This is a genomic window from Plantactinospora sp. ZYX-F-223, from assembly GCF_039649625.1.
Taxonomy (GTDB): domain Bacteria; phylum Actinomycetota; class Actinomycetes; order Mycobacteriales; family Micromonosporaceae; genus Plantactinospora.
Map to the genome: position 1 here is coordinate 136,900 of NZ_JBDJAV010000022.1, position 25,659 is coordinate 162,558.

Annotated in this window: 24 protein-coding genes and 1 pseudogene; 14 read left to right on the plus strand and 11 right to left on the minus strand. The window is 71.5% G+C overall.

From position 1 onward, the window contains the following. Nucleotides 1-2: 2 nt before the first annotated feature. Entirely contained in the window at nt 3-428 is a 426-nt protein-coding gene (locus AAH979_RS22835) for a hypothetical protein (protein ID WP_346260176.1), read from the plus strand. 9 nt (nt 429-437) lie between these two features. Here AAH979_RS22835 and AAH979_RS22840 read toward each other — a convergent pair whose 3' ends face one another. Continuing rightward, entirely contained in the window at nt 438-2,093 is a 1,656-nt protein-coding gene (locus AAH979_RS22840; RefSeq protein ID WP_346260146.1) for an alpha-amylase family protein, read from the minus strand. 161 nt (nt 2,094-2,254) lie between these two features. Between AAH979_RS22840 and AAH979_RS22845 the strand changes: the two genes are divergently transcribed. Next, the gene (locus AAH979_RS22845; RefSeq protein WP_346260147.1) at nt 2,255-2,917 is read left to right on the plus strand and encodes a DedA family protein; all 663 of its coding nucleotides are present in this window, start codon (nt 2,255-2,257) and stop codon (nt 2,915-2,917) included. 40 nt (nt 2,918-2,957) lie between these two features. On the opposite strand, the gene AAH979_RS22850 is transcribed toward AAH979_RS22845, so the two are convergent. The 4 genes from AAH979_RS22850 to AAH979_RS22865 all read right to left on the minus strand — a co-directional run bounded on the left by AAH979_RS22850 (nt 2,958) and on the right by AAH979_RS22865 (nt 7,407). Next, nucleotides 2,958-4,334: a cellulose binding domain-containing protein gene (locus AAH979_RS22850; RefSeq protein WP_346260148.1), complete on the minus strand. Its 1,377-nt coding sequence runs from the start codon at nt 4,332-4,334 to the stop codon at nt 2,958-2,960. Between the two features lie 212 nt (nt 4,335-4,546). Then, nucleotides 4,547-5,983: a carbohydrate-binding protein gene (locus AAH979_RS22855; protein ID WP_346260149.1), complete on the minus strand. Its 1,437-nt coding sequence runs from the start codon at nt 5,981-5,983 to the stop codon at nt 4,547-4,549. 115 nt (nt 5,984-6,098) lie between these two features. Further along, nucleotides 6,099-6,842 carry a membrane protein insertase YidC gene (gene yidC / locus AAH979_RS22860; protein WP_346260150.1) on the minus strand — a complete coding sequence of 248 codons (744 nt, stop codon included), beginning with the start codon at nt 6,840-6,842 and terminating at the stop codon, nt 6,099-6,101. Between the two features lie 220 nt (nt 6,843-7,062). Beyond that, complete coding sequence (locus AAH979_RS22865; protein ID WP_346260151.1) at nt 7,063-7,407, minus strand: DUF6412 domain-containing protein; 345 nt, start codon at nt 7,405-7,407, stop codon at nt 7,063-7,065. Nucleotides 7,408-7,709: 302 nt separating this feature from the next. On the opposite strand from AAH979_RS22865, the gene AAH979_RS22870 reads away from it, so the two are divergent. The 5 genes from AAH979_RS22870 to AAH979_RS22890 all read left to right on the plus strand — a co-directional run bounded on the left by AAH979_RS22870 (nt 7,710) and on the right by AAH979_RS22890 (nt 12,418). Then, the gene (locus tag AAH979_RS22870) at nt 7,710-8,852 is read left to right on the plus strand and encodes a glutamate--cysteine ligase (protein WP_346260152.1); all 1,143 of its coding nucleotides are present in this window, start codon (nt 7,710-7,712) and stop codon (nt 8,850-8,852) included. After that, entirely contained in the window at nt 8,845-10,215 is a 1,371-nt protein-coding gene (locus AAH979_RS22875) for an FAD-dependent oxidoreductase (RefSeq protein ID WP_346260153.1), read from the plus strand. Before AAH979_RS22870 ends, AAH979_RS22875 begins: the two co-directional genes overlap by 8 nt. Before the next feature lie 240 nt (nt 10,216-10,455). Further along, a complete protein-coding gene (locus AAH979_RS22880; protein WP_346260154.1) occupies nt 10,456-10,815 on the plus strand; it encodes a GntR family transcriptional regulator in 360 nt (119 codons plus the stop codon). Further along, nucleotides 10,812-11,729, plus strand: coding sequence for an ABC transporter ATP-binding protein (locus AAH979_RS22885; protein ID WP_346260155.1), 918 nt, complete (start codon nt 10,812-10,814; stop codon nt 11,727-11,729). The genes AAH979_RS22880 and AAH979_RS22885 overlap by 4 nt, the downstream gene beginning before the upstream one ends. Then, complete coding sequence (locus AAH979_RS22890) at nt 11,726-12,418, plus strand: ABC transporter permease (RefSeq protein WP_346260156.1); 693 nt, start codon at nt 11,726-11,728, stop codon at nt 12,416-12,418. The genes AAH979_RS22885 and AAH979_RS22890 overlap by 4 nt, the downstream gene beginning before the upstream one ends. 43 nt (nt 12,419-12,461) lie before the next feature. Here AAH979_RS22890 and AAH979_RS22895 read toward each other — a convergent pair whose 3' ends face one another. Both AAH979_RS22895 and AAH979_RS22900 read right to left on the minus strand, forming a co-directional pair. Beyond that, on the minus strand, nt 12,462-13,295 hold the full coding sequence (locus tag AAH979_RS22895) for a DNA-formamidopyrimidine glycosylase family protein (protein ID WP_346260157.1): 834 nt from the start codon (nt 13,293-13,295) through the stop codon (nt 12,462-12,464). Between the two features lie 33 nt (nt 13,296-13,328). After that, nucleotides 13,329-13,739 carry a VOC family protein gene (locus AAH979_RS22900; RefSeq protein ID WP_346260158.1) on the minus strand — a complete coding sequence of 137 codons (411 nt, stop codon included), beginning with the start codon at nt 13,737-13,739 and terminating at the stop codon, nt 13,329-13,331. 144 nt (nt 13,740-13,883) lie between these two features. On the opposite strand from AAH979_RS22900, the gene AAH979_RS22905 reads away from it, so the two are divergent. Together AAH979_RS22905 and AAH979_RS22910 are read left to right on the plus strand one after the other, a co-directional pair. Continuing rightward, nucleotides 13,884-14,276 carry a hypothetical protein gene (locus AAH979_RS22905; RefSeq protein ID WP_346260159.1) on the plus strand — a complete coding sequence of 131 codons (393 nt, stop codon included), beginning with the start codon at nt 13,884-13,886 and terminating at the stop codon, nt 14,274-14,276. Nucleotides 14,277-14,280: 4 nt separating this feature from the next. Beyond that, nucleotides 14,281-14,625 (plus strand): hypothetical protein, encoded by a 345-nt coding sequence (locus AAH979_RS22910; RefSeq protein WP_346260160.1) that lies wholly within the window; start codon nt 14,281-14,283, stop codon nt 14,623-14,625. A 3-nt stretch (nt 14,626-14,628) separates the two neighbouring features. On the opposite strand, the gene AAH979_RS22915 is transcribed toward AAH979_RS22910, so the two are convergent. Together AAH979_RS22915 and AAH979_RS22920 are read right to left on the minus strand one after the other, a co-directional pair. Then, nucleotides 14,629-16,359 carry an ABC transporter ATP-binding protein gene (locus AAH979_RS22915; RefSeq protein WP_346260161.1) on the minus strand — a complete coding sequence of 577 codons (1,731 nt, stop codon included), beginning with the start codon at nt 16,357-16,359 and terminating at the stop codon, nt 14,629-14,631. Continuing rightward, nucleotides 16,356-18,083, minus strand: coding sequence for an ABC transporter ATP-binding protein (locus tag AAH979_RS22920; protein ID WP_346260177.1), 1,728 nt, complete (start codon nt 18,081-18,083; stop codon nt 16,356-16,358). Before AAH979_RS22920 ends, AAH979_RS22915 begins: the two co-directional genes overlap by 4 nt. 174 nt (nt 18,084-18,257) lie before the next feature. Here AAH979_RS22920 and AAH979_RS22925 point away from each other — a divergent pair, with 174 nt between their 5' ends. Both AAH979_RS22925 and AAH979_RS22930 read left to right on the plus strand, forming a co-directional pair. Further along, nucleotides 18,258-20,264 (plus strand): glycosyl hydrolase family 28-related protein, encoded by a 2,007-nt coding sequence (locus AAH979_RS22925; protein ID WP_346260162.1) that lies wholly within the window; start codon nt 18,258-18,260, stop codon nt 20,262-20,264. Nucleotides 20,265-20,385: 121 nt separating this feature from the next. After that, on the plus strand, nt 20,386-21,027 hold the full coding sequence (locus AAH979_RS22930) for a hypothetical protein (protein ID WP_346260163.1): 642 nt from the start codon (nt 20,386-20,388) through the stop codon (nt 21,025-21,027). A 178-nt stretch (nt 21,028-21,205) separates the two neighbouring features. Here AAH979_RS22930 and AAH979_RS22935 read toward each other — a convergent pair whose 3' ends face one another. Next, complete coding sequence (locus AAH979_RS22935) at nt 21,206-21,481, minus strand: hypothetical protein (RefSeq protein ID WP_346260164.1); 276 nt, start codon at nt 21,479-21,481, stop codon at nt 21,206-21,208. Nucleotides 21,482-21,684: 203 nt separating this feature from the next. On the opposite strand from AAH979_RS22935, the gene AAH979_RS22940 reads away from it, so the two are divergent. Further along, nucleotides 21,685-23,265, plus strand: a complete 1,581-nt coding sequence (locus AAH979_RS22940; protein WP_346260165.1) for a nucleotidyl transferase AbiEii/AbiGii toxin family protein — start codon at nt 21,685-21,687, stop codon at nt 23,263-23,265. Nucleotides 23,266-23,566: 301 nt separating this feature from the next. On the opposite strand, the gene AAH979_RS22945 is transcribed toward AAH979_RS22940, so the two are convergent. After that, entirely contained in the window at nt 23,567-24,454 is an 888-nt protein-coding gene (locus tag AAH979_RS22945; RefSeq protein WP_346260166.1) for a helix-turn-helix transcriptional regulator, read from the minus strand. A gap of 206 nt (nt 24,455-24,660) precedes the next feature. On the opposite strand from AAH979_RS22945, the pseudogene AAH979_RS22950 reads away from it, so the two are divergent. Then, nucleotides 24,661-24,873: pseudogene (locus AAH979_RS22950) on the plus strand (hypothetical protein); the annotation flags it as partial. A 200-nt stretch (nt 24,874-25,073) separates the two neighbouring features. After that, nucleotides 25,074-25,379: a hypothetical protein gene (locus tag AAH979_RS22955; protein WP_346260167.1), complete on the plus strand. Its 306-nt coding sequence runs from the start codon at nt 25,074-25,076 to the stop codon at nt 25,377-25,379. The last annotated feature ends 280 nt before the right edge of the window (nt 25,380-25,659 follow it).

Consider the following 25,659-nt stretch of genomic DNA (forward strand, 5'->3'; position numbering starts at 1 on the left):
CGATGAGCACCGGGACGGCAACCCCGGACAGGCCGCCCCGGCGGGTGAACAGCGGCCCGGGCCGGGCGCTGGTCGCGGTCTACATCCTGTTCGCCATCGCCGCGAGCTGCCGGGCCGGGGTGCAGATCATCACCAAGTTCGACGAGGCGCCGGTCGCCTACCTGCTCTCCGCGCTCGCCGCCGTGATCTACATCGTGGCGACCGTCGGGCTGGCCCGAGGCGACCGGGCCGGCCGCCGCACCGCGCTGGTCTGCTGCACCGTGGAACTCGTCGGTGTGCTCAGCGTCGGGGCGTTGAGCCTGCTCGACCCGGCGCTCTTCCCGGACGACACCGTCTGGTCGGACTTCGGCGGCGGCTACGGCTACATCCCGCTGGTGCTGCCGGTGCTCGGCCTGCTCTGGCTGCGGCGCACCCGCGCCACCACCTGACGGGACAGCTCACTCGACCGACTCCGAGCGGTGCAGCCGGATCCAGCGGTAGCCGTAGCCGGCCAGGTCCAGCGCGTCGAGCTTGCCGACCGGCGGGTACTCGCGGTCGGCGAGCACGTCGTTCGGCATGTCCGCCTCCGGATACAGCGCGCCCAGGTTGACGACGGCCGGCCGGGTGCCGAGGTTGTGCAGGAAGAGCATGCAGCCGGTCGGGCCGTCGGCGCGGTGCGCGAGCACCCCGGGCGGCATCTCCTGGTCGACGTGGGTGCACGAGCCGGAGCCGATTTCGGGGGCCTCCCGGAGGGTACGGGTCATCCGCTCGAACCAGGCGAGCAGCGACGTCGGGTCGTGCCGCTGCGCGGTGACGTTGATCTGCTCGTAGCCGTACTCGCCGCTGTCGATCACCGGCCGGACCAGCTTGTCGGCGGGGGCGCTGGAGAAGCCGGCGTTCGGCTTGACCGACCACTGCATCGGGGTACGGATCGACTCCCGGCCCGGCAGCGACAGGTCCTCGCCCATCCCGATCTCCTCGCCGTACCGGAGCACGGGGGTGCCGCGCAGCGAGAACTGGAGCGAGTACGCCAGCTCGATCCGGCGCCGGTCGTTGCCGAGCATCGGGGCGAGCCTGCGCCGGATGCCCCGGTCGTAGATCCGCATGTTCTCGTCCGGGCCGAACTGCGCGTACACCTGGGCCCGCTGCTCGGCGGTGAGCCGGGAGAGGTCGATCTCGTCGTGGTTGCGCAGGAAGGTGGCCCACTGGGCACCGGCCGGCAGCGCCGGGGTGTCCCGCAGCGCATCGATGATCGGCTCCGGATCCTGCCGGGCCAGCGCGAGCATCAGCCGGCCGTTCAGCATGAAGTCGAAGAGCATGTGCAGCCGGTTGGCGGAACCGCCGCTGTCGCCGAAGTAGTCGACGAGCTGCGCCGGCTGCACGTTCGCCTCGGCCAGCAGCAGCGCGTCGGCCCGGCGCCACTGGACGTGCTGGCGCAGCTCGGTCAGGAACTCGAAGTCCTTGGGCGAGTCCGGGTTGCCGGGCTCGGTCAGCTCGATGATGAACGGCGCCGCGTCGATCCGGAACCCGGCGACGCCGAGCTGGAGCCAGAACGACATGATCTTCTTGATCTCGGCCCGTACCGCCGGGTTGCCGAAGTTGAGATCCGGCTGGAAGCGGTAGAAGCGGTGGTAGAACCAGGCCTTCGCGGTCCGGTCGTAGCTCCAGGTCTCGTCCTGCTCGCCCGGGAAGACCATGCCCTGGCGCCGGTCCGGCGGCTCCTCCTCCGACCAGACGTACCAGTCCCGGTACGGCGAATCCGGCGAGGACCGGGCGGAGGAGAACCACGGGTGCTGGTCCGAGGTGTGGTTGACCACCAGGTCGATGATGATCCGGATGCCCCGGTTTGCGGCCTGGTGCAGCAGTTCCGCGAAGTCGCCGAGGGTGCCGAGCCGGGGGTCGACGCCGTAGAAGTCGGTGGCGTCGTAGCCGTCGTCGCGCTGCGTCGAGGGATGGATCGGGTGCAGCCAGAGGCAGGTCACCCCGAGCCGGGCCAGATAGTCGAGGCGGCCGATCAGGCCTTTGATGTCGCCGATCCCGTCACCGTCCGAGTCGGCGTACGTGTCGATGTCGAGGCAGTAGACGACCGCCTCGGCGTACCACCGGTCCGTCATAGCCGAAGCTCTTTTCCGGTCGGCCGCGCCGGCAAACCGGATCGGAGCCTCGGCTCCCGATCCCGGTCGGTGTAGCCGCGGTGATCACGGGGTATGGAGTCCTCTTCCCCCCGGGGCTTTCCCTGAGCCGAGCTACGAGCCGACGAAGGAGTGGGTGCGCGGTGGCCCTCGCCCAGGACGTGGACCCGACGCAACTCGGTGGGCTGACCGGCTGGATAGCCGGGGTGATTGACACGATGGGCGTACCCGGGGTGGGCTTGCTGGTCGCGCTGGAGAACATCATCCCGCCGGTGCCGAGCGAGCTGGTGCTGGCGATGGCCGGCTACCTGGCCGGCGAGGGACGGATGAACGTGGTCCTGGTGGCGCTGGCCGCCACCGCCGGCTCGGTGCTCGGCGCGGTACTGCTCTACTGGCTCGGCGCGGCGCTGGGCGAGGACCGGCTCAAGCGCTGGCTGGACCGGGTCCCGCTGGTCGACACCGACGACCTGGACCGGGCCGACCGCTGGTTCGAGCGGTACGGCTCCTGGGCGGTCTTCTTCGGGCGGATGATCCCGGTGGTCCGCAGCCTGGTCTCGATCCCGGCCGGCGCCGAACGGATGCCGGTGGGCCGGTTCCTGGCGCTGACCGCGCTGGGCAGCGGCATCTGGAACGCGATCTTCGTCGGCCTCGGCTACGGGCTCGGGTCCCGGTGGCAGCAGATCGACAGGTACGCCAGCTACCTCGACTACGGGCTGCTGGCCGTGTTCGTGGTGATGATCGGGTTCTGGGTGCTGAAGAAGCTGCGCCGACGCTCGCACCGGCGCCAGGCCGCCAGCACCCGCTGACGGCGGCCCGGCACCGGTGCGTCGCCGGTGTGCCACCCGGTCAGGGCAGCGTGTTCAGGTGCGGCCGGACGGTCCGGGCAAAGGTGTTGCCGTTGCTGACGTCCCAGTTGATCGACCAGGTCATCGCGCCCCGGATGCCCGGGTAGGTGCGCGGCGGGCGGAAGCTGCCGCAGCTCGTCCCCCTGGCCAGGCAGTCCAGCGCCTGGTTGACCAGGCTCGGCGCGACGATGCCGCCGCCGGCCGCACCGGGACCGGCGGGCAGTCCGAGCGCCACCTGGTCGGGCCGGAGCCCGGCTTCGAGTTGCAGGCAGGCCAGCGCGGTCATGAAGTTGACCGTGCCCTGGGAGTACGCGAAGGACTGGTCGCAGCCGAGCATCGAGCCGGAGTTGTAGAACTGGGTGTGCACGACGGTGAGGATGTCCCGGATGTCCAGCGCCAGCTTGAAGTACGACGCCGCCGGCGACTGCATGTCGATGGTCTGCGGCGCCATCGTGATGATCAGACCCGACCCGACCCGGCCGCGCAGTGACCGCAGCGCCTGCGCCATGTACGTCGGGTTGAGCCCGTTCTCCAGGTCGATGTCGACACCGTCGAAGCCGTACTGCTGGATCAGGCTGTAGACGCTGTCGCTGAAGTTGGTCGCCGAGGCCGCGTCGTTGACCGCGACCCGCCCGGTCTCGCCGCCGACCGAGAGGATGACCTTCTTGCCCCGCGCCTTGACGGTCCGCACGTCAGCGGTGAAGTCCGCGTTGGTGTAGCCGCCGACCGAGGCCGACAGTCCCGGGTCGATCCCGAAGGTGACCGCGCCGGGGGTACCGGTCGCCTCGGCGAAGGCGACGGCGATCACGTCGTACTCGGCGGGCACGTCCCGCAGCCGCAGCTCGACGGCCGGGTTGTCGAAGTTGTGCCAGTACCCGGTGAGGAAGTGCTTGGGCAGCCCGGAGGTGGGCGGATTCGTCGGCGGCGGGTCGGTGGGCGGCGTGGTCGGCGGGCGGGTGGTCGGCGGGGTGGTCGGGTTGCTGCCGCCGCAGGCCGCGCCGTTCAGCGTGCAGTTGGCCGGGCTGCCGGAGCCGGTGGCAAGGAAGCCGAACGACACCGAGCCGCCGGGCGCGATGCTGCCGTTCCAGGACCGGTTGGTGAAGGTGTGCCGCTGCCCCGAGGAGGTCAGCAGCGCGTCCCAGTAGCTGCCCATCGTGGTGCCGGCGGGTAGGTCGAAGGCGACCGACCAGCCGTTGATGGTGCTGGTCCCGCCGTTGGTGATGGTGTATTTCCCCTCCCAGCCGGAGCCCCAGTCGGAGGTCTTCACGAAGGTCGCGGTCGGCCCGGCGGCGTACGCGGGCAGCGCTGACCAGGTGACGCCGACCGCCGCCACGAGGCCGGCGACTACGGACAGGACAAGGCTTCTGCGGCGTCTCATGCGGTCCTCCACCGGGCGGTCGGGCGTCCACAGCCATCGACTGTCCGCTAATTATTAGGAAGGTTAACTGTTTTATGCAAGAGGGTGCACGGTTCCTCTCCACATCCGGAGGGGACACCGTGCACCCGTGGTCCGGCGTCTCCGGTGGGCCGAGGAGCCGGAGACGCCGGACCAGTCCTTGAGCACCCGCAGACTCGGCTGCGGGCCCGGGCTCAGCGCCGGAAGGTGAACCAGTTGAGGTTGGCGAAGTCCGCCGGTTGCCCGCTGCTGAAGGTCAGATAGACCGTGCGGACCCCGGTCACCGCCGAGACGTTGCCGGGAATCGACTGCCAGCTCTGCCAGCCGCCGGTGTTGCCCATGGCGAAACTGCCCAGCACCGGACCGGTCGGACTGTCCACCCGGACCTGCACCAGACCGCTCACCCCGCCGCCCGCACCCGAGGCGACCCGGGCCACGAAGTCCCGGGGCGGCGTCGAGCCGAAGTCGACCCGGTCGTACCGGACCCAGTCACCGTTGGCCAGCCAGCCGATGTTCTGGCCGCCCTCGCTGCACGCCTCGACCGCGACACCCTGCTGCCCGTTGTACGCCTCGGCCTGGATCGTCGAGTACGCGCTCACCGTGCCGCCGGGCGGCGGAGTGGTCGGCGGCGGGGTCGTCGGCGGGTTGGTCGGGTTGCTGCCACCGCCCCGGCTGTACACCGCGACGTAGTCGACCAGCATCGGCCGGCCGGAGACGGTCGCGGAGGTGGGGGTGGTGCCGCCGGCCACGCCGTTCGGGAACGAGCCGCCCATCGCGACGTTGAGCAGCAGGAAGTAGCCGGCATGGTCGGTCATCTGCGACCAGTACGAGCCGACCTGGGTCTGGGTGACGGTGTGGTAGTGCTGGCCGTCGACGTACCAGCGCAGTTGCTGCGGGCTGACCGAGGCGTCCCACTCGAACCGGTAGGTGTGGAACGCCGACTGGCAGGTCGAGCCGGGGCAGGCCCGTTGGGCGCCGATGCCGTTGAACTCGTTGCACGGCCCGCCGGGCGCGACGCCGCAGTGCAGTACGCCCCAGACCGAGTTGATCCCGTTGACGTTCTCCATCACGTCGAACTCGCCGATCCCCGGCCAGTTCTGGTAGTTCCCCCGGTACGGCGCGCCGAGCGCCCAGAACGCCGGCCAGTAGCCGGCCGCCTCCGCGCCGGTCACGTTCGGCATCTGGATCCGGCCCTCGATCGCCAGCACGCCGCCGGCCGGCGCCTTGAAGTTGCTGCGGACGGTCTCGATCCGGGACGAGGTCCACTGGCCGGAGGCGTTGCGGATCGGGGTGATCCGCAGGTTGCCGCCGCCGTCGTGGCTGACGTTGGCGGTGCTGTTGGTGTACGTCTGGATCTCGCCGGTGCCCCAGTTCGGCGGGCCACCGGGATAGCTGGTGCCGGTGTCGATGATCCAGTTCGCCGACGAGGGCAGCGTGTTGGCCGCGCCGGTGAAGTCGTCGCCCCAGACCAGGCTCCAGCCGGAGGCCGGAGGTGGAATGGCGGCGCGGGCGGTCACGGTCACCGTGCCGAGGACCGTGGCGAGCAGGGTGGAGGCGGCCACCAGCAGCGCGAGGCGCCGTCTGGTGGTCCGGCCGGCGGCATCCGGCCGGTCGATCCCGGTGGTGTTCATGTGTGCGGGCCTCTCTACGAGGGACGGGGAGCCCTACGGGGGACGGGGAGGCGAGAGAGCGCTCTCTCAGGAGTTGTACGTCCCGGACCCCCGCATGTCAACACTTGTCGATGCGCTACCCCCGCCGCAGTACCACCTGTTCCAATCCGGTCCACGCGGTGGTGGTGACCAGATACAGCACCGCCGCCAGCGGCAGCACCAGGGCGACCAGCACGGTCCCGTACGGCAGCAGCGGCAGCAGCCTGGCCAGTACCGCCGCGCCGGGCACCTCCGCACCGCCCGCCGAGGTGTCGGCCGGCCCCGCCAGGCCCGCCGCCCGGCGCATCCGCCGGGAGGACCACCAGGCCAGCAACACCAGCAGTCCGAGGAGTACGCCGAAGACCGGCCCGGCCGCCCCGGCCAGCCCGTCGCCGAGGTGCTGCCCGAGCGGCACCCCGAAGAGCCGCTCGGCGAGCAGTCCGCCGGCACCGGCGGCCGGGCCGGCGTCGCCCGGCACGGCGAACAGCCGGTACATCAGGAAGAAGAACGGCGCCTGGGCCAGCACCGGCAGGAAGCTGCCGAACGGCGAGACGCCGGCCTCCCGGTGCAGCGCGACCAGTTCGGCCTGGAGCCGGGCCGGTTGGTCACGATGTCGCCGCCGGAGTTCGAGGATCCTGGGCGCCAGGGCGGCACGGCGCCGCTCGCCCCGGATCTGCGCCCAACTCAGCGGCGAGATCAACAGCCGGATCCCGATGGTGAACAGCACGATGGCGGCGGCGGTGGCGCCGGTCCCGGCCAGCGGTTCCACCGTGGCGGCGAGAAGTGTGACGACGTGCGCGGCGGCGTCGACAGCGCCGTCGAGTGGTGCGAAGGCAAGCATGGAGAACCCCTCGGCTCGATTCCGGAACGCCGGACCGGGCTCACCCCCGGCCGGACGGGACGGCCCGACGTCGGAACCGCCACCGAGGAGCCGGGGGCGGGACCGTCCCGCTCGCGAGAGCGTCCGGAACGGAGCCGTCCGGGCGCCTGGCGCGGAAGCGGGCGTACGGGCGGGTTACACGGAACGGAATCGACCGGCGTGGCGGCGGACGGTGCTGCCGCTAACCGGCCGAGGGGTGCACCGAGGGCGCGCGGGGCCGGGGACGGCCGGCGGCGTCCGGATCGAGCTGGCGGGGCGTCCGGAACCGACGGGACCGCTGCCGGATCGTGGCGGTCTGGCGTACCCGGTCGATGTCGGCGTCCCGAGCGGCCGGCAGGCGGCCGGCCAGGGCGACCGCGAGCAGGGACGCCGCGGCCAGCACCGCGGCACCGGCCAGCGCCTCGACCGCCGGGCCGGTGGGCGCGCCAACCTGGACCAGCGCGTACGCCAGCCAGCCCAGCAGCACCGCCACCCGGCCGAGCGGACCCGCCCGGCCGGGGGTGGAGTTCAAGGGTGTCGCCGGCACGGTGCCCAGGCTAACCAGCGCGGGCAACCATTCGCCTTCCCCGCCCCCGGCAGTCCGACCGGATGCTCAGCCGCCGATCGGCCCTTCGGCATGATGCGGGCGACCAGCGCGTCACCGCACGGCCGGAGCCGGCCCGGCACGGCGTCACCGCCGGCCGGACGCCCCTACCGGGGCTGATGCCGCGAATGGCGTCCCGGGGAGTTTTCCGGCATCGACACTGAGGGTAATGAGCTACCTGTCGCGCCAGCGACACTGTTCCAATCGAATAATGGGCGGTGATGGTGATGGTGATGGTCGATGGAATGGCCGCACCGGTGAGACCTGCGCCGAACGCCGGACCAGACCCGCTGACGGTCGGGGTCGAGGAGGAGTTCCTGCTCGTCGACCCGGTGACCGGCGCGGCGGCACCCGCGGTGGAGGCGGTGCTGGCCGAGGTGCCCGACGAGCTGCGCGGGCAGGTGCAGCACGAATTCCAGACCAGCCAGATCGAGATCGGCACCCCGCCCGGCCTGGAACTGAGCGCACTGCGGCACTCGCTCGGGCTGCTGCGTACCGGACTGGCCGACGCGGCCGAGGCGGCCGGCGTACGCCTGGTCGCGGTCGGCACCGGCCCGGTCGACGGTCCGGTGCCGCCGCTGGTGGACAACCCCCGGTTCCACCAGATGGTCGAGCGGTTCGGGCTGCTGGTCCCGTCGCCCGGGGTGAATGGCATGCACGTGCACGTCGGGGTACCCGAGCCGGAGATCGCGGTACAGGTGCTCAACCACCTCCGCCCGGCGCTGCCGATCCTGCACGCCGCCACCGCCAACTCGCCGTTCTACGAAGGCCGGGACACCGGGTACGCGAGCTGGCGGTCGGTGCTCTGGGAGCGCTGGCCGTCGGTGGCGCCGACGCCCTGGCTGGAGTCGCACGCACACTACGACAGCCTGGTCGACGACCTGACCGGCACCGGGATGATGCTCGACGAGGGAATGCTCTACTGGTACGCCCGGCTGTCGTCGAAGTATCCGACGGTGGAGATCCGGATCGGCGACGTCTGCCCGGGCCTGGACGACACGATCCTGATCGCGGCCCTGGTCCGCGCCCTGGTCGACACCGCGCTGGCCGACATCGCGGCCGGGCTGCCGGCGCCCCGGGTGCCGCACCACATGTTGGTGGCGGCGCACTGGCGGGCGGCACGCGACGGCCTCGAAGGGCTGGCCGTCGACCCGGTCGACGGCGGCCTGCGGCCCGCCTGGCACCTGATGCGCCGGCTCTTCAACCGGCTCCGGCCGGCCCTCGAACGGCACGGCGACCTGCCCCTGGTCACCGCGCTGCTGAGCCGGTTGCAGGCGCACGGCACCGGCGCCGCCCGGCAGCGGGCGGCGTACGCGAGGCGGCGCGAGATCCCCGACGTGCTGGACGACCTGATCCGGCGTACCCGGGGCAGCGCCGACCATGGCTGAGAAGCTGGTGGTGGTGGGTGGCGACGCGGCGGGGATGTCCGCCGCGTCGCAGGCCCGGCGCCGCCGGGACGCCTCCGACCTGGAGATCGTGGCGTTCGAGCGCGGCCACTTCACGTCGTACTCGGCCTGCGGCATCCCGTACTGGGTGGGCGGGTTGGTCGACGACGCGGACCAACTGGTCAGCCGGGATCCGGCCACGTTCCGGACGGACTTCCAGGTCGACGTGCGGCTCCGGCACGAGGTGGTCGGCATCGACCTGGACCGGCGCGAGGTGGTGGCCCGGGACCTGGAGAACGGCGGGCGCGAGGTCCGGGAGGGCTTCGACCAGCTCATGTACGCCGCCGGCGCGGTACCCGTGACTCCGGACTGGGCCCGCACCGACGCGGCCGGGGTGTTCGGGGTGCAGACCCTGGACGACGGCGCGGCGCTGATCGACTGGCTGGACGGCGACCCGGCGCCGCGCCGGGCGGTGGTGGTCGGCGGCGGCTACATCGGCGTCGAGATGGCCGAGGCGATGATCCAGCGCGGCCTGTCGGTCAGCCTGGTCGAGCGGAGCCCCGAGCCGATGTCGACCGTCGACCCGGACATGGGCGCCCTGGTCCGCAAGGCGCTCTGCGGGCTGGGCCTGGAGGTGCGCAGCGGGATCGGCGTGACCGGGCTGGAGACCCGGGACGGCCGGGTCACCGCCGTGGTCACCGAGGACGGCCCGCTGCCGGCCGACCTCGTGGTGCTGGGTCTCGGGGTACGCCCGAACACCGCCCTCGCGGCCGAGGCCGGGTTGCCGATCGGCCCGACCGGCGGGATCCGGGTCGACCTGCGGATGCGGGTGGTGGACACCCCCGGCGTGTGGGCGGCGGGCGACTGCGTCGAGTCGGTGCACCGGGTCTCCGGCCAGCCCGTCTTCGTGCCGCTCGGCACCCACGCGAACAAGCAGGGCCGGGTCGCCGGGATCAACATCGGCGGCGGGTACGCCACCTTCGCCGGGATAGTCGGCACCGCCGTGACCCGGGTCTGCGACCTGGAGGTGGGGCGTACCGGACTGCGCGAGGACGAGGCGGCGGCGGCCGGCTTCGAGTTCGTCGCCGTACGGGTGGAGTCGACGAACCGGGCCGGCTACTACCCCGGGGTGAAGCCGATGACGGTGAAGCTGATCGTCGAGCGGCGCAGCGGGCGGCTGCTCGGCGCCCAGATCGTCGGCCGTTCCGAGGCGGCGAAGCGGATCGACGTGCTGGCGGTGGCGCTGTGGAACCGGATGACCGTGGACGAGATGGCCGGCCTCGACCTCGGCTACGCGCCGCCGTACGCCCCGGTCTGGGATCCGGTGCTGGTCGCCGCCCGCAAGGCGATCGAGGCGATCCGCTGAGCCGGCGGCAGCGGGGCCCCCACGTTCTCGATCTTCAGTAGCCGGTCGAGCAACGGACGCGGACACCGATAGCAAGCTGTCGCTGTCGCCTGTGGCCGGGACAACCCGGGGTGTCGACTCTCCGACCTTGACAGGGAGGAGAGTTGGTTGGATGGTTAGCTACATGAGTAATGAACCAACGAAGCTGAACCCGGCCGTACCGCCGCCCGGGCTTCGGCGCGCGGCGGGCGGGTCCGGCTGATGGAAGACGGGCGACCGATCTTTCTCCAGATCGCCGAGCTGATCGAGAACTCGATCATCGACGGCACGCTCGCCGAGGAGGGCCAGGTGCCCTCCACGAACGAACTGGCGGCCTTCCACCGGATCAACCCGGCGACCGCGGGCAAGGGCGTCAACCAGTTGGTGGACGACGGAATTCTCTACAAGAAGCGAGGTATCGGCATGTTCGTCGCCACCGGCGCCCGCGCGAGACTGCGGGACCGTCGCCGCGAGGAGTTCGCCCAGCAGTTCCTGCACCCGCTACTCACCGAGGCGAGCAAGCTCGGCATCGATGCCAACGAACTGAAGCGCATGATCGACCGATGGGAGCAGGGGCGATGAGTACGGTGGTGCGCGCCGAGCACGTCACCAAGCGGTTTCGTGACGTCACCGCCCTGGACGACGTCAACTTCACCCTGGAGGAGAACCGGATCCACGGCCTGCTCGGCCGCAACGGAGCCGGCAAGACCACCCTGATGCAGATCATGACCGGGCAGTTGCTGGCCAGCTCGGGTGAGCTGACCATCGACGGAAAGCCGCCGTACGAGAACGAGGCGGTGATGTCCCGGGTCTGCTTCATCAAGGAGAGCCAGACCTATCCGCAGTACTTCAAGGTGCGGCACGCCCTGGAGTCGGCCCGGCTGCTCTTCCCCGGCTGGGACGAGGACTTCGCACAGGCGCTGCTGGCGGACTTCCGGCTGCCGCTGGGCCGGCAGGTCCGGAAGCTGTCCCGGGGCATGCACTCGATGCTCGGCATCATCATCGGGCTCGCCTCCCGGGCCCCGCTGACCCTCTTCGACGAGCCGTACCTCGGACTCGACGCCGTCGCCCGGCACCTCTTCTACGACCACCTGCTCACCGACTACGCCGAGCACCCCCGGACCGTGGTGCTCTCCACCCACCTCATCGACGAGGTCGGCGAACTGCTCGAACACGTGCTGCTGCTGGACCAGGGCCGGATGCTGCTGGACACCACCGCCGAGGACCTGCGTGGCCAGGTGGTCACCGTCGCCGGACCGGCCGACGCCGTCGACGAGCTGGCCGCGCGCAACGAGGAACTGCACCGGGAGGCCCTCGGCCGGTACGCCCGGGCGACCCTGCGCGGCAGCTTCGGCACCGCCGAACGCGCCCAGGCGAAGGCGCTCGGGCTGGACCTGGAAGCGGTCTCGCTCCAGGACATCGTCATCCGGCTCACCACCGCACAGGCCCGGTCCGGCGGCGCCGCCACCGCTACCCGGAAGGAGACCGCCCGATGAACCGCGTGCTGACCATGACCCGGGTCCAACTGGTCGGCTGGCAGAACACCATCGGCTGGCCCTGGCTGCTGCTGATGATGATCTTCGCCATCAACTTTGCCCTCTTCCTGCTGATCGGGGACCGGGACGAGAGCCCGACGACCGGTGCGGTGATCTCGATCTACTTCGTCGTCTTCGTCACCAGCATCACCTGGATCACCCAACTGCTGCCGTTCAGCATGGCGCTGAGCGTGATCCGGCGGACCTTCTACCTGGCCTCCGCGCTCTTCCTGGTGCTCCAGTCCGTCGTCTTCGGCCTGCTGCTCTTCTGCTGCCAACTGATGGAGGAGGCCACCGACGGCTGGGGGATCCGGCTACGGTTCTTCGGGCTGAACTTCATCGACGACCTTAACCCGCTGCTCCAGATCGCGACCTACACGATGCCGTTCGTCCTGCTCGGCTTCCTCGGCATCTTCGTCGCGGTCTTCTACAAGCGGTTCGGGCTGACCGGGATGTGGCTGCTGAGCACCGCCACCCTGCTCGTGCTCGCCAGTCTCGCCGTGCTGCTCACCTGGCTCGATCTCTGGTCCGGCATCGGAGGCTGGCTGACCGACCAGCCGATGGCGGCCTGGTTCGTCGGCTGGCCGGCGCTGCTGGCCGCCCTGTTCGCCGCAGCCGGCTACCTGACCATCCGCCGGGTCACACCCTGACCGGATCGCCGGAAACCGGGCCCCTGCCAGACAGGGGCCCGGTTCAGCGCTTGGCCCGGGACCGGCGCGGCGCCCGCTGGCAGCGGGGACACCAGTACGAGTTGCGGCCGGCCTGGTCGGCCCGGAGGACCTCGGTGCCGCAGAGGTGGCAGGGCAGTCCGGCCCGGCGGTAGACGTACACCTCGCCGCCGTGCCGGTCGACCCGGGGCGGCCGGCCCATCGCCTCGGGCAGATGCTGGGGGTGCACGGTGTCGATCCGGCCCGTCTCGACGGCCGCCGACATCAACGCCACCAGGTCGGCCCAGATCTTCCGCCAGCCGTCCGGGGTGAGGTCCCGCCCGGGGGTGGTGGGTGGCAGGCCGGCCCGGAACAGCGCCTCGGTGACGAAGATCAACCCGGTACCGGCCACGATCGACTGGTCGAGCAGCAGCGCGAAGAGCGGGGTGGGACTGCGCCGGATCCGGGCGTACGGCGCCTCCGGGTCGGCGTCGGCGCGCAGCGGGTCGGCGCCGAGCCTGGCCCGCAGCGCGTCGACCTCGGGCGGGGAGAGCAACTCGCAGGCGGTCGGGCCGCGCAGGTCCAGCCAGTGCAGGTCGGTGTGCAGCCGCAACCGGACCTGGCCGACCGGCGCGGGCGGCTCACCGTCCCCGTCGGCGAACTTCCCGTAGAGCCCGAGATGTACGTGCAGCGCCTGCCCACCGGCATAGTGGTGCAGCAGATGCTTGCCGTACGCCTCGGTCTGCTCGAGTACGGCCCCGGAGAGCAGCGCGGCTCCCTCAGCGAACCGCCCCTGCGGGCTGCTGGCCAGCACCTTCTCCCCGCCGAACAGCTCCTGGTGCCGGGCTGCCAGCCGGTGGATGGTGTGGCCCTCGGGCATGGTCGCCAAGCATAGACTTCCGGTTCGCTCGGCTCAGGCGCGCGGCGGGGAGATGTTGACCATCCACGGTACGCCGAACCGGTCGGCGCAGGCGCCGAACTCGTCGCCCCACATCTGCCGCTCCAGCGGCACCGACACGATGCCGCCCTCGGAGAGTACGGTCCAGTAGCCGCGCAACTCGTCCATGTCGTCCCCGCTCAGGCTCACCGTGATGGCGTTGCCCGGGGAGAAGTCCATCTCCGGCGGCACGTCGGAACCCATCAGGGTGAACCCGCTGTCCGTCTCGAGCATGGCGTGCATGACCTGGTCGGCCTGGTCGCCCTCGGCGCCGAACTCGCCGAAGGTGTTGAGCACCAGGTTGCCGCCGAAGACGCGCTGGTAGAACTCCATCGCTTCCCGGGCGTTGCCGCTGAAGCTGAGGTACGGGTTGAGTCGAGTCGGCACCGGATGCTCCTTGGTCGCGGAAGAGCCGTCGTCGGGGACTAACGACGGAACACGTTCTCGGGTTCCAGTCGTGACCGAGGCAGGCGACACCACCATCGTCAAGTCAACTTGACGTCAAGGTGACTTGACGGCAGAGTGGGCCACATGACTGCACCTGACGAATTGGAACGGCGATTCACCCTGCTGACCGCTGCGGCTCGATTCGACCAGCTCCGGTTGCGGGACGCGCTCGCACCGCCGACCGACGAGCCGGACGACGACCCCGCAGCCAACCCGGACGCCAGGCCGCTGAGCCGGGAGGAGGCGTTGGAGCTGCTCGCACTCGGCGAGGTGATCATGCGCAAGGCGGCCTATGGCCGGCAGTTGACGGTCCGCACCGCGCGGGCGACCGGCGCCTCCTGGACGCAGATCGGCGCCGCGCTCGCCACCAGCAAGCAGTCCGCCTGGGAGACCCACACCCGGTGGCTCAGCGAGCAGGAGGCCGCGACCGCCACGCCGGGCACCGAGACGCCCGAGCCGGCCCAGCAACCGTCATGACCAGGTGCACCTGAACACCCTGCTCACGCTCCCCTCAGGTGACCTGGCCGAAGAGGCGGCGCTGACCGAGGCGGACCGGGCCCGGCTGGACCGGCTGTTCCGGGCCGAACCGGAGATGTCCGGGTACGCCAAAATCCAGGGCACCCGGCCGCAGACCCTGGCGTACGCGCTGACCGACTCGCCGGTCGGGCAGCTCGGCTGGATCGTGGAGAAGTTCCAGGAGTGGACCGACTCCGCCGACGTCCCCGAGGACGCCGTCGACCGGGACCTGCTGCTCACTTCGCCGCGATGGAGGAGCCGGACCTCTTCGTCACCGACGTACGGACCTTCTTCCGGGGCACTCCGCTGAAGGTCAGCCGTGCCAGGAGCGCCAGAGGGCGGCATACGCGCCGTCGACCCGGAGCAACTCGTCGTGGCTGCCCAGCTCGGTGATCCGGCCGTCCGCCATCACCGCCACCCGGTCGGCGTCGTGCGCGGTGTTCAGCCGGTGCGCGATCGCGATCACCGTACGCCCGGCCAGCACCGCAGCCAGCGCCCGCTCGGTACGCCGGGCCGTGGTCGGGTCGAGCGCGGCGGTCGCCTCGTCGAGGATCAGCGTGTGCGGGTCGGCGAGGACCAGCCGGGCCAGCGCGACCTGCTGCGCATCCGCGGGACTCAACTCCCGGGCCCCGTCCCCGAGTGCGGTGTCGAGGCCGTCGGGCAGTTCGGGGTACCAGTCGGCACCGACCGCGACCAGCGCGGACCGCATCTGTGCGTCGGTGGCGTCCGGGGCGGCGAAGGCCAGGTTGTCCCGCAGCGAACCGAGGAAGACGTGGTGCTCCTGGGTGACCAGGGCGATCCGGCGACGCCGCTGCGCCGGGTCGAGGTCGGTGACCGGGCAGCCGCCAAGGTTCACCTCGCCGTGCCGGGGGCGGTCGATCCCGGCCAACAGCCGGGCCAGCGTCGACTTCCCGGCCCCGGACGGGCCGACGATGGCCATCCGTTCGCCGGGCCGGACCGTCAGGTCGATCCCGTGCAGCACGTCGGGGCCGTCGGCGTAACCGAACCGCGCGCCCCGGACCTCGATCTCCTGCCCGGACGGGGTGGAGCCACGCCCACGCGGCTCCGGCGGCACCTGGCCGACGCCGAGCACCCGGGCGAACGAGGCGACGCCGCGCTGTGCCTGCTCCATCCATTGCAGGATCTGGTCCAGCGGGCCGATCGCCTGTTGCAGGTAGAGCGCGGCGGCGACCACCTCGCCGAGGCTGACCAGTCCGTTGTCGAGACAGAGGCCGCCGACGAGCAGCACCGCCGCGATCGGCAGCGGATAGCTCGACTCCACCACCGGATAGAAGACCGAGCGCAGCCTGAGGGTACGCCGACGGGTCGCCCAGACCTGCCCGATCCGCTCCCGGCCGTGCACCACCCGTTCGTCGGTGAGCCGGAGCGCCTCGACCGTCCGGGCGCCCTCGGCGGTGGTGGTCAGGGTCTCGGTCAGCTCCGCCGAGGCGGCGCCCTCGGCGAGGTACGCCGTGGAGGCCCGCCGCAGATACCAGCGGGTGACCGCGACGATCGACGGCAGCCCGGCGAGCGCGGCGACGCCAAGCACCGGATGCAGCAGGAATATCGCCCCGAAGAGCAGGGTCAGTTGTGCCACGGCGATCACCGCCACCGGCACCACCTGGCGGACCGTGACCCCGACCGTGGCGACGTCGACCGAGCTGCGGGTGGCGAGGTCTCCGGTGCCGGCCCGCTCGACGACCGAGACCGGCAGCGCGAGCGTCCGCCGGACGAACTCCTCGCGCAGCCGGGCCACCGCGCGCTCACCGAACCGGTGGCCGGCGTACTGGGCGTACCGGGAGAGCACGGTCTGCACCAGTACGCAGCCGACGATCGCCAGCGCCAGCCGGTCGATCGTGCCGGTGCCGGCGCCGGCCATCACCTTGTCGACGATGATCCCGAGCAGCCAGGGCGCGGCCAGCCCGGCGACGGTGGCCGCGACGTGCAACGCCAGGATGACGGCGACCGCCCGCCGCTCCCGGCCGACCAGGTCGCTCGCCGCCCGGCGTACGGTGGCCAGGTCCGCCACCGGCAGCCCGGTCACCGCCGCGCCCGCTCGCCGTCGGCGGACCCGCCGGCCGCGACCGGCTCGCCGTCCCGGGAGACCAGTGCCCGGTAACCCGGGTCGCGGTCGAGCAGCTCGGCATGGCTGCCGACGTCGACGATCCGCCCGTCGCGCAGGTGCGCCACCCGCTCGGCGTGTCCGAGCAGTAGCGGCGAGGTGGCGAGCAGGATCGTGGTGCGACCGGCCCGGGCCGCCCGGAGCCGCTGGGCGATCCGCGCCTCGGTGTGCGCGTCCACCGCCGAGGTCGGGTCGACCAGGATCAGCACCTCCGGCTCGACCAGCAGCGCCCGGGCCAGCCGTACCCGCTGGCGCTGGCCGCCGGAGAGCCGGCGGGCCCGGGCGTCGATCGGGGTGTCCAGCGCCTCGGGCAGGGCCTCCAGCACGTCCTCGGCCGAGGCGACCCGCAGACCGGCCCGCAGACCGGCGTCGGTGTGCCACCGTCCACTGTGCAGGATCTCCCGCAGGGTCCCGGCGAAGAGATAGGCATCGTGGTCGGCGACCAGGATCCGGGCCCGCACCTCGGGCAGCGCGATCGCGGTCAGCGGCACGCCGCCCCAGGTCACCCCGCTGGGGACGTACCGGCCGAGCCGGTCGGCCAGGGCGATCGCCTCGGCCGGGTCGGCGGCGGCGACCCCGATCAGCCGCCCGGCCGGCACGGTCAGCCCGGTGACCGGATCGTGCAGGTCGGCGGGGCCGGTCGGGGCGGCCCGCTCCGTCGCGGCACCGACGCCGTCCCGGGCCGCGCCACCGACACCGTCCGGGGTCGAGCCGGTGACGTCCTCCGGGGTCGAGCCGGTGACGTCGTCTGGGGTCAGCCGGAGCAGGGTGATGATCCGGCGGGCGGCCACCCGGCCCCGGATCATCATCCTGCTCCCCTCCATCAGGAACCACACCGGGACGACCAGCACCGCGACGTACCCGTAGACGGCGACGAGCTGCCCGACGGTGATGTCGCCGGCGACGGCCATCCTGGCGGCCAGCCAGACCACGGCGGCGAGGAAGCCGGCCGGGATCGCGGCGGTCAGCGCCTCGATCCAGCTTCCGACCGCACCGACCCGGTAGCCCTCGTCCCGCAGTTCCTGGGACCGGGCCGCATACCGGCGGGCGAACAGGTCCCGGCCGCCGACCCCGGCGAGCACGCGCAGCCCGGCGACGATGTCCCCGGCCCGGGTGGTCAGGGCGCCCTGCCGCTGCCGGTAACGGGACTCGGCCCGCTCCAACCGGCGCAGCAGCGGCCCGATCAGGATGGCGACCGCCGGCACGCCCAGCAGTACGCAGAGGGCGAGCAGCGGGGAGACCGACCAGAGGACGACCGCGATGACCGCGTACGCCACGATGGCGCCGACGCCCGGCCCGGTCAGTGTCAACACGTGCGAGGTGTTGGCGATGTCGGAACCGCCGACGGTGGCGACCTCACCGGCGGCGAGCTTGCGCGGCAGTACCGCACCGATCCGGGAGAGCTGCCGCAGCAGTACGGCGGCGGAGCGGGCGCTCGCGTCCTCCCGGATGAAGGTCATCGTCCGGTGCCGCTGGATCCCGAGCTGGGCCAGCCCGAACCCGGCGACGACGATCGCGCCGACCCAGAACAGCAGGGCGCGGGTGTCACCGGTGCGCAGCCCGTCGTCGATCGCCCGGGAGACGAGGTACGGCCGCAGCGACAGCCCGACCATCCAGGCCGTGCCGATCAGGCTGCCCCGCAGCACCCGGACGGGTTGGCTGCGCACCAGCCACCAGATGTACCGCAGTGGTCCCCGGGTGTCCGGCACCCCCGGATCGGGGTGCGGGAGCTGCGGCGGCACGCCCCCAGGCTACCGACGGGCCGCAGAGCTACCCACTCATTTCGGCGGCAGCGCCGAAGGACCGGGCGGCACCGACGGGTGGCGGGGCACCGGGAAGGGTCAGAACCGCAGGCCGAGGTCGGCGCCGGCACCCCGGCCACCGCCGCCCAGCCGACCGGCCGCACCGGTCCGGCCCCGGTCGTCACCCGGGCCGGTCTCGACCCCACGCTCGTCGCCGGCCGGGGCGCCAGCGTCGACTTCCTCGAACAGGAGGCGGAACACGCCCGGACCACCGGCACGGTGATCGGCCCGGACCGGACGGCGTACACGTTGCCGGCAGAGGCGTCCGGCCGATCAGCGGTGCGGCTGCGCCCGGGACAGTACGTCGAGTTCACCCTGCCGAAGGCCGCGAACGCGATCACCGTGCGCTACAGCATCCCGGACGCGCCGGGCGGCGGCGGGATCACCGCACCGCTGCACGTCACGGTGAACGGCAAGGCCCGGCAGACCATGACGCTGACCTCGGAGTACGCCTGGCTCTACAACCAGTACCCGTTCAGCAACGACCCGGACGCCGACCTGCTGCACCCGGACTGGTGGATCACCGAGTGCTCCTGCGTACCGGCGGCCACCACGCCGTTCCCGACGATCGGCAAGCCGTTCCGGCCGATGCACTTCTACGACGAGCAGCGGCTCCGGCTCGACCGGACCTACCGGGCCGGCGACACGGTACGCCTCACCGCGCCGGCCGGCAGCAACGCCGCCTGGACCGTGATCGACCTGCTCGACTCGGAACTCGTCGGCCCACCGAAGGTGCGGCTGCGCGCCGCGAACGTGCTCGCCTTCGGTGCCGACCCGACCGGCCGGCGGGACTCCGCCGACGCGATCGACCGGGCGATCGCCTTCGCGAAGCGGACCGGACTGACGGTCTATCTGCCACCGGGGACGTACCAGGTGAACCGGCACATCATCGTCGACGACGTGACGATCGAGGGCGCCGGCAACTGGTACACGGTCATCAAGGGCCGCCAGGTGGCGCTCGACGCGCCGGCGCCGGACGGCTCGGTGCACACCGGGGTCGGCTTCTACGGCAGGGACGCGGCCGACGGCGGCAGCCGCAATGTGCACCTCTCCGGCTTCGCGATCGAAGGTGACGTACGGGAGCGGATCGACACCGACCAGGTGAACGGCATCGGCGGCGCGATGAGCGACTCGACCGTCGACGGCCTGCACATCCGGCACACCAAGGTCGGCATCTGGTTCGACGGCCCGATGCGGAACGTCAGGGTCACCAACAACGTCATCGTGGACCAGATCGCCCACGCGCTGAACTTCCACACCGGGGTCACCGACTCGGTGGTCCGGAACAACTTCATCCGGAACACCGGCGACGACGCCCTGGCGATGTGGTCGGAGACGGTGCCGGACGCCCGCAACACCTTCGACCGGAACACCGTCCAGACCCCGACCCTGGCCAACGGAATCGCCCTCTACGGCGGTACCGACAACACGGTCTCGAACAACCTGATCGCGGACCCGATCCGGGAGGGCAGCGGCATCCAGCTCGGCTCCCGGTTCGGCGCGGAGCCGTTCGCCGGCACCACCCGGATCAGCAACAACACCGTGGTGCGGGCCGGCACGTACGAGCTGAACTGGAACATCGGGCTCGGCGCCATCTGGATCTACGCACTGGAGAAGGACATCGACGCGGACATCCAGGTGACCGGCGACCACTACCTGGACAGCACGTACAACGCGATCATGCTGGTCAGTGAGTTCTCGGTGAAGGACCTCTACTCGATCGACGGGGTGAGGTTCACCGACGTCCGGGTCGACGGCACCGGCACCTCGGTGGTCAGCGCCCGGGCCTCCGGCAGCGCCTCGTTCGCCAACGTCGACGCCCGCAACGTCGGCGCGGTCGGGGTGAACAACTGCGGCTCGTTCCACTTCCCGCCGACCGGCTCCGAGTTCCGGCTGACCGACCTCGGCGGCAACGACGGCGGCGGCGCGGCCGGCCCGTGGCTCGCGCCGTGGCTGCTGCCGAACACCATCACCTGCGACGACCGCCCGCCGGTCGTCCCGCCACCACCGCCGTCCCGCTGGTGAAACGCCGGGGTGGGCGTCCGGGCACCCCTGGGCGCCCGCCCCGGACCGGCGCTCCGCGTACCGTGGGGGTCGTTCCTGGCCGGCCCGTGACCTGGGCCCCGACGTCGCGGAAGGCGGACCGATGCACATTCCCGCCCGATTCAACGGGCCGCCCGGCTCCGGCAACGGCGGCTACTCCGCCGGCCTCTTCGCAGGCGGCGAGAGCGCCGAGGTCACGCTCCGGATGCCGCCGCCGCTGGACACCCCGCTGTCGCTGCTCGACTGCCAGGTCCGCACCGCCGACGGCACCGTCGTGGCCGAGGTCGCGCCAGAGCCCGAGGTCGACACCGCAGTCCCACCGATCGGGTACGCGGACGCGGTCGAGGCTGCCAAGGGGTACGCCGGGTTCGCCGACCATCCGTTCCCGACCTGCTACGTCTGCGGCCCGGAGCACACCGACGGGTTGGGGATCTTCCCCGGGCGGCTCGCCGACGGCAGCACCGCCGCCCCGTGGACCGTCCCGGACGATGTCTCGGCCCCGACCGTCTGGGCGGCGTTGGACTGCCCCGGCGGCTGGTCGGTGATCGGCGCCGGCCGCCCGTACGTGCTGGGCCGGATCGCCGTACGCCTGGACCGGCTGCCCGCCGCCGGTGAACAGTGCGTCGTACGCGGCGCCCTCGCCGCCGCCGAAGGCCGCAAGGCCCTGGTGCACACCACCCTGTACGCCCCGGACGGCACCGAGTTGGCCCGCGCCCGCGCCACCTGGATCGCCCTACCCGGCTGAAACGACCGGCATGCCCGCAGTCAGCCTCCGCACGACGCGGGCACCGCCGCGCTCATCTGGACATCAGCGGCGTCAACCACTGCCGTAACGCCGCTGATGTCCAGGTCGACGTGACCGGCTCCAGGCGCGGGCGGCACTCGTCGCGCGGTGCGTGACGTGATGTCGTGGGCTGGGACTGTCAGTAGGCGTGGAAGCTGCCGAAGCGTCCGGCTTCGTAGGTGCGGAGGGTTCCGGTGCTGGTCGCCTGGCCGGTGCAGTCGGCCGTCCGGTACAGCACAACGTTGGTGAAGCCGCTCCAGCCGACGTGGCCGCGCGCGGTCGCCGGCAGCGGCGCGCACTCACCGGTCGGGGCATCGACGTGCGCCACCTCGACGGTGAACGGCGTGCTGTAGAAGGTCAGGCCGCTGGGCTGCGCCGAGGCGGGCGACGCCGCGACGCCGAGTCCGGCGGCCATGCCGATCGCCGCAAAGAGACCAGCCCCGACCCTCGCGCGTGCTCGCCGCATCAGTGACCTCCAAGACATCGATGACGATGTCTTGATCATTGTCTACCTTTGTTGCGTGCGCAAGTATCTCTCGAAGCGATCGCGCCACGACCGGGACGGGCGCACCCGAAACCGCGTTTCCGGGCCGGGTGGCCGGGCCGTACGCTACGCCGGTGTCTGAGGTTTCGGGGGACTTCGAGATCCACATTACGGTCCATGCGCAGCAGGCCGAGAAGCTGGCGGCGTTCGCGGCGGATCACGGGGTGAAATTCCTGCACATCGTGCTCGACCGTGGTGCGTTCGCCTCCCAGCCGATGCTCACCCTGACCGGCCGGGGCACCCTGGACGAGCAGCGCGCAGCAGTGCAGCGCTGGCAACAGGAGCTGCGCGGGGCCGGCATGTACCCGTGCCGCTCCAAGATCGAGGCCGCGCCGTGGTGCACCGGCGTGCCGCAGTCGGACCAGGAGGCCGCGTCCGAGCCCGGGGGGCGGTACTTCGAGCACCACGTCAAACTGCTGCTGCCCGCCCCGACGGTGGCGGACCTGTTGACCCTCACCGGCCTGGTCACGCCGCACGACGCCCGGCTGTCCCGCAACGCCCGGCGGGAACGGGCCGACGGCGCGCAGGAGCGGTTCGTGACCCAGCGCTGTCACGGCGTCGGGCTGCGGACCGCCAAGCAGCGGCTCGACGCGCTCGTCGAGGCCATCCGGTCGGCCGGCCACGAGATCGTCTCGGTCGAGCAGGAGTACGTCGTCTTCGACGACCATCTGTCACACGACCAGGGCTGGCTGACCGAACCTCGCCGCCGGAGCCCCAGCGACTGGGCGACGAGACGCGAGGAGAAGATGAGAACCGCTCCGGCCGGCTCCCCGGACTACCCGCCGACCTACCGGCCGCTGCCCGCGGACCCGACCGTGCGGCAGCGGGCGGCGTTCGACCCGGCGCTGAAGCAGTACCCGAACGCCTACCGCGCCGGGGAGCCCGCCTTCCTGGTGACAGCCACCGGCCAGCGGTGGATCGGCGCCCGGCACACCGCGATGAACCGCATCCTGTCGGCGGTCGCCGCGACGCGCTGGGGAGCCGAGCACCTGGTGCTGCGCGGCAGTGTCACGATGGCTGCCTGGGTCGGCAGCGCGGCGCGGGAGCCGGGGGACCTCGACTTCGTCGTCACCCCGCACACCGTCCGGAGCGACAGCCCCGACGCCCGCGCGCTGCTCGACGACCTCAAGGCCGCCGTCCGGAGCATCCCGGACGACGCCGGCCTGCGCGCGGACCAGATCACCGAGTCGGCCATCTGGACGTACGAACGTGCCGACGGGCGGCGGCTGGTCGTCCCGTTCAGCACGCCGGAGGCGCCGGACGGTCACGTGCAGCTCGACATCGTCTTCGGCGAGCGGCTACCCATCGCACCGGAGGTGCTGGTGCTGCCTGGCGTCGACGAGCCGCTGCTGGCCGCGCCCGCCGCGCTGTCCCTGGCGTGGAAGCTGCTGTGGCTGGCCACCGACATGTACCCGCAGGGCAAGGACCTGTACGACGCCGTGCTCCTCGCCGAACACACCACCGTCGACCGGGACCTCGTCCGCGCGCTCATGCGAGACGAACTCGGTGCCGAAGCCGACGCCTTCACCGCCGAAACAGTGCTCGGCTGGGACGTCGACTGGGCGAACTTCGTCGACGAGTACCCCGGCGTCGCCGGCAGCGCACCACAGTGGACCAACCGGCTGGCGCTGGCACTCGACCGGGCCTGGGCCTGACCCCACACACGCCGCGGTCACTGCGCACCGCGGGTGCGGTGCCGAGCATCGACCAGACCCTCGGCTCCCGTCGGGTGCGGACGCGGAGGTGGGGGCGACCGTCCGCACTCCACCCCCGCCGGCCCGGTCCCGGGCAACGACGGGCTACCGAACCTGGTCCGACGGCTCGGTCCGACACGTCAAGGGCTGACCTGCCCGTCGCCGCTGTCTCCCCACACCGGCGACGTACGGCAGGCTGCCGACTGTTACTCCCCTCCCCCGTACGGCCGACCCGCTGTCACGGCCAGGCCGTGCTCCAGGGTCACCCGCCGTATTCCTCCGCGACCGTCGTGATCAGCTTCCGGGACAGTTCCTCGGTGAGGCTGATCTCCTCGAAGTCGCGCCAGACGGCGGCGTGGCTGTCCACCTCGTGCGGCTTCTCCAGATAGAGCGCGCCGGTCAGACCGCCGCTGTAGACGATCGGCGGCTCGGTGCGCCGCCCGAGTCCGTCCTTCGGAAACTCCAGAATGGCGAAGCCGCCGTTGGCGCGCTCGGCCCGGTAGAGCCCGGCCGAGAACGGCAGCACCCGGACCGAGATGTTCGGCTGCTGGCTGACGGCCACCAGGTGTCGTAGCTGCTCGCCCATCATCTGCCCGCTGCCGGCCGCCCGGCGCAACACCGCCTCGTCGAGGACGACGTCGAGCTGCGGAGCCGGTCCGCGCCGTCCGTTGAGGATCTCCTGCCGGGCCAGCTCGACCTCGACCGCCCGCTCGCGTTCGGCCGGCCCGAGTTCCGGGCTGGCGATCCGGAACACTTCCGTGGCATACGCCGGGGTCTGCAACAGGCCCGGGACGAACTGCGGCTCGTACATCCGGAGATGGCTGGCCGCCGCCTCCAGCCCGGCGTACGGCTCGAACCATCCGGGGATGGCGTCGCCGTAGCAGTGCCACCAGCCACGTGCCCTGGTTTCCTTCGCCAGCCCGGTCAGGGCCTCGGTCATTTGCGGTGACGCACCGTATATCCGGCACATCGCCTCGACGTCCAGCGAACGCATGCTGGTCGCCCCACTCTCGATCCGCCAGATTTTCGGCATCGACCACTCCAACGCCTCGGACACCACCTTGATGGTGAGCCGGGCCTCCTCGCGGAGCTGGCGTAGGTGCCGCCCCAGCTCTCTGCGAGGAACGGTGGAGTCCACCCCTGCCTGCACTACACTCCCCCTTCCGGTATTACCTTTCGAGTGAACCTTTCATTCGATATGTAATGTCCACTGAGTACTCTCTGTGATTCAGGTAATTACAGATCGTTAGAGGGAAATCGTTCAGCCAAGACGTAATATTGCATTGTTTCGCGCTCTAGTAAAGCATCGATTGCATGGCAGCCGAACCTCTGACGACCCAGGCGTGGGGAACGGAAATGTGGGACCACGATCCGGCCGCTCCGCTGTGGACCTGCACCGGATGCGGCGACGACTGGCCCTGTGCGGTCCGAAGACGACAGCTACGGGCGGAGTTCGCCGGCAGCATCGTCTCACTCAGGTACTACCTGGCCCATCATCTCGTCAACGCCGCCGAGGATCTGCGGCATGTTCCGGCCGGTTGGTTACACAATCGTTTCATCGCCTGGACCGACCGGGCTGCGGATCCACCGCCGTACACGTCGGCGGACATCCTCGTCAACAGCTATCTGCTGGCCGACTCGCACAGCCCCGATCGGTTCGGGAGATGCCCCGTGTGCGGCGATGCCACCAACTGCTGGGTGCGACTCGACCCGAACGGGCCCGGCTTTCTCATCCCGGTGCCCTGATGCACGAGCCACCTCGCCCCGGAATGGTGGTGCAGGTCGGGGCGGCTGCGAGCGTACAGTTCGGCGGTCGGCGGGCACTGCTGTTCCGGGTGACCAGGGTGGATGAAAGGCCCACCTATCCCGGCTGGTGCTGGCTCACCGGCTACACGCTCGACGAATACGGCGAGGCCGTCCAGCGACGCGTGATCTACGTCCAGTTCGCCGGTCTACGCCCGGTCCGTCGTCATCCGCAGAAGCCGAAAGTGCCGCTCGCCCCGCGGCACCATAGGCCAGAAACCGGCCGGCGCCCCGGCAGAGTGCCGACGGGTTCGCCGATGGGCGCACGATGAAGTCGCATTGAGTAGTTCGCCAGGGCTGGTCCTCTACCGGCATGGGATGCGGAAATGTCAGCGGCGGAGCGGTTCCTACTCGCCTTCCACGCATCCTCTACTCGTCTTCGACCCACCTACTACGCATCTCTACGCCGTTTTCTGGTGATCGGTCTGTCGGCAATCGCCGCTTCCGTATCACGACGGCGGCCGGTTCCGCCCGAGTGGCACCGGCGGCCGAGGCGGTGGCGCCCGCGCGGGATCCCGGTCGGCAAACTATGGGAGGGGGCGACCGGGCTCA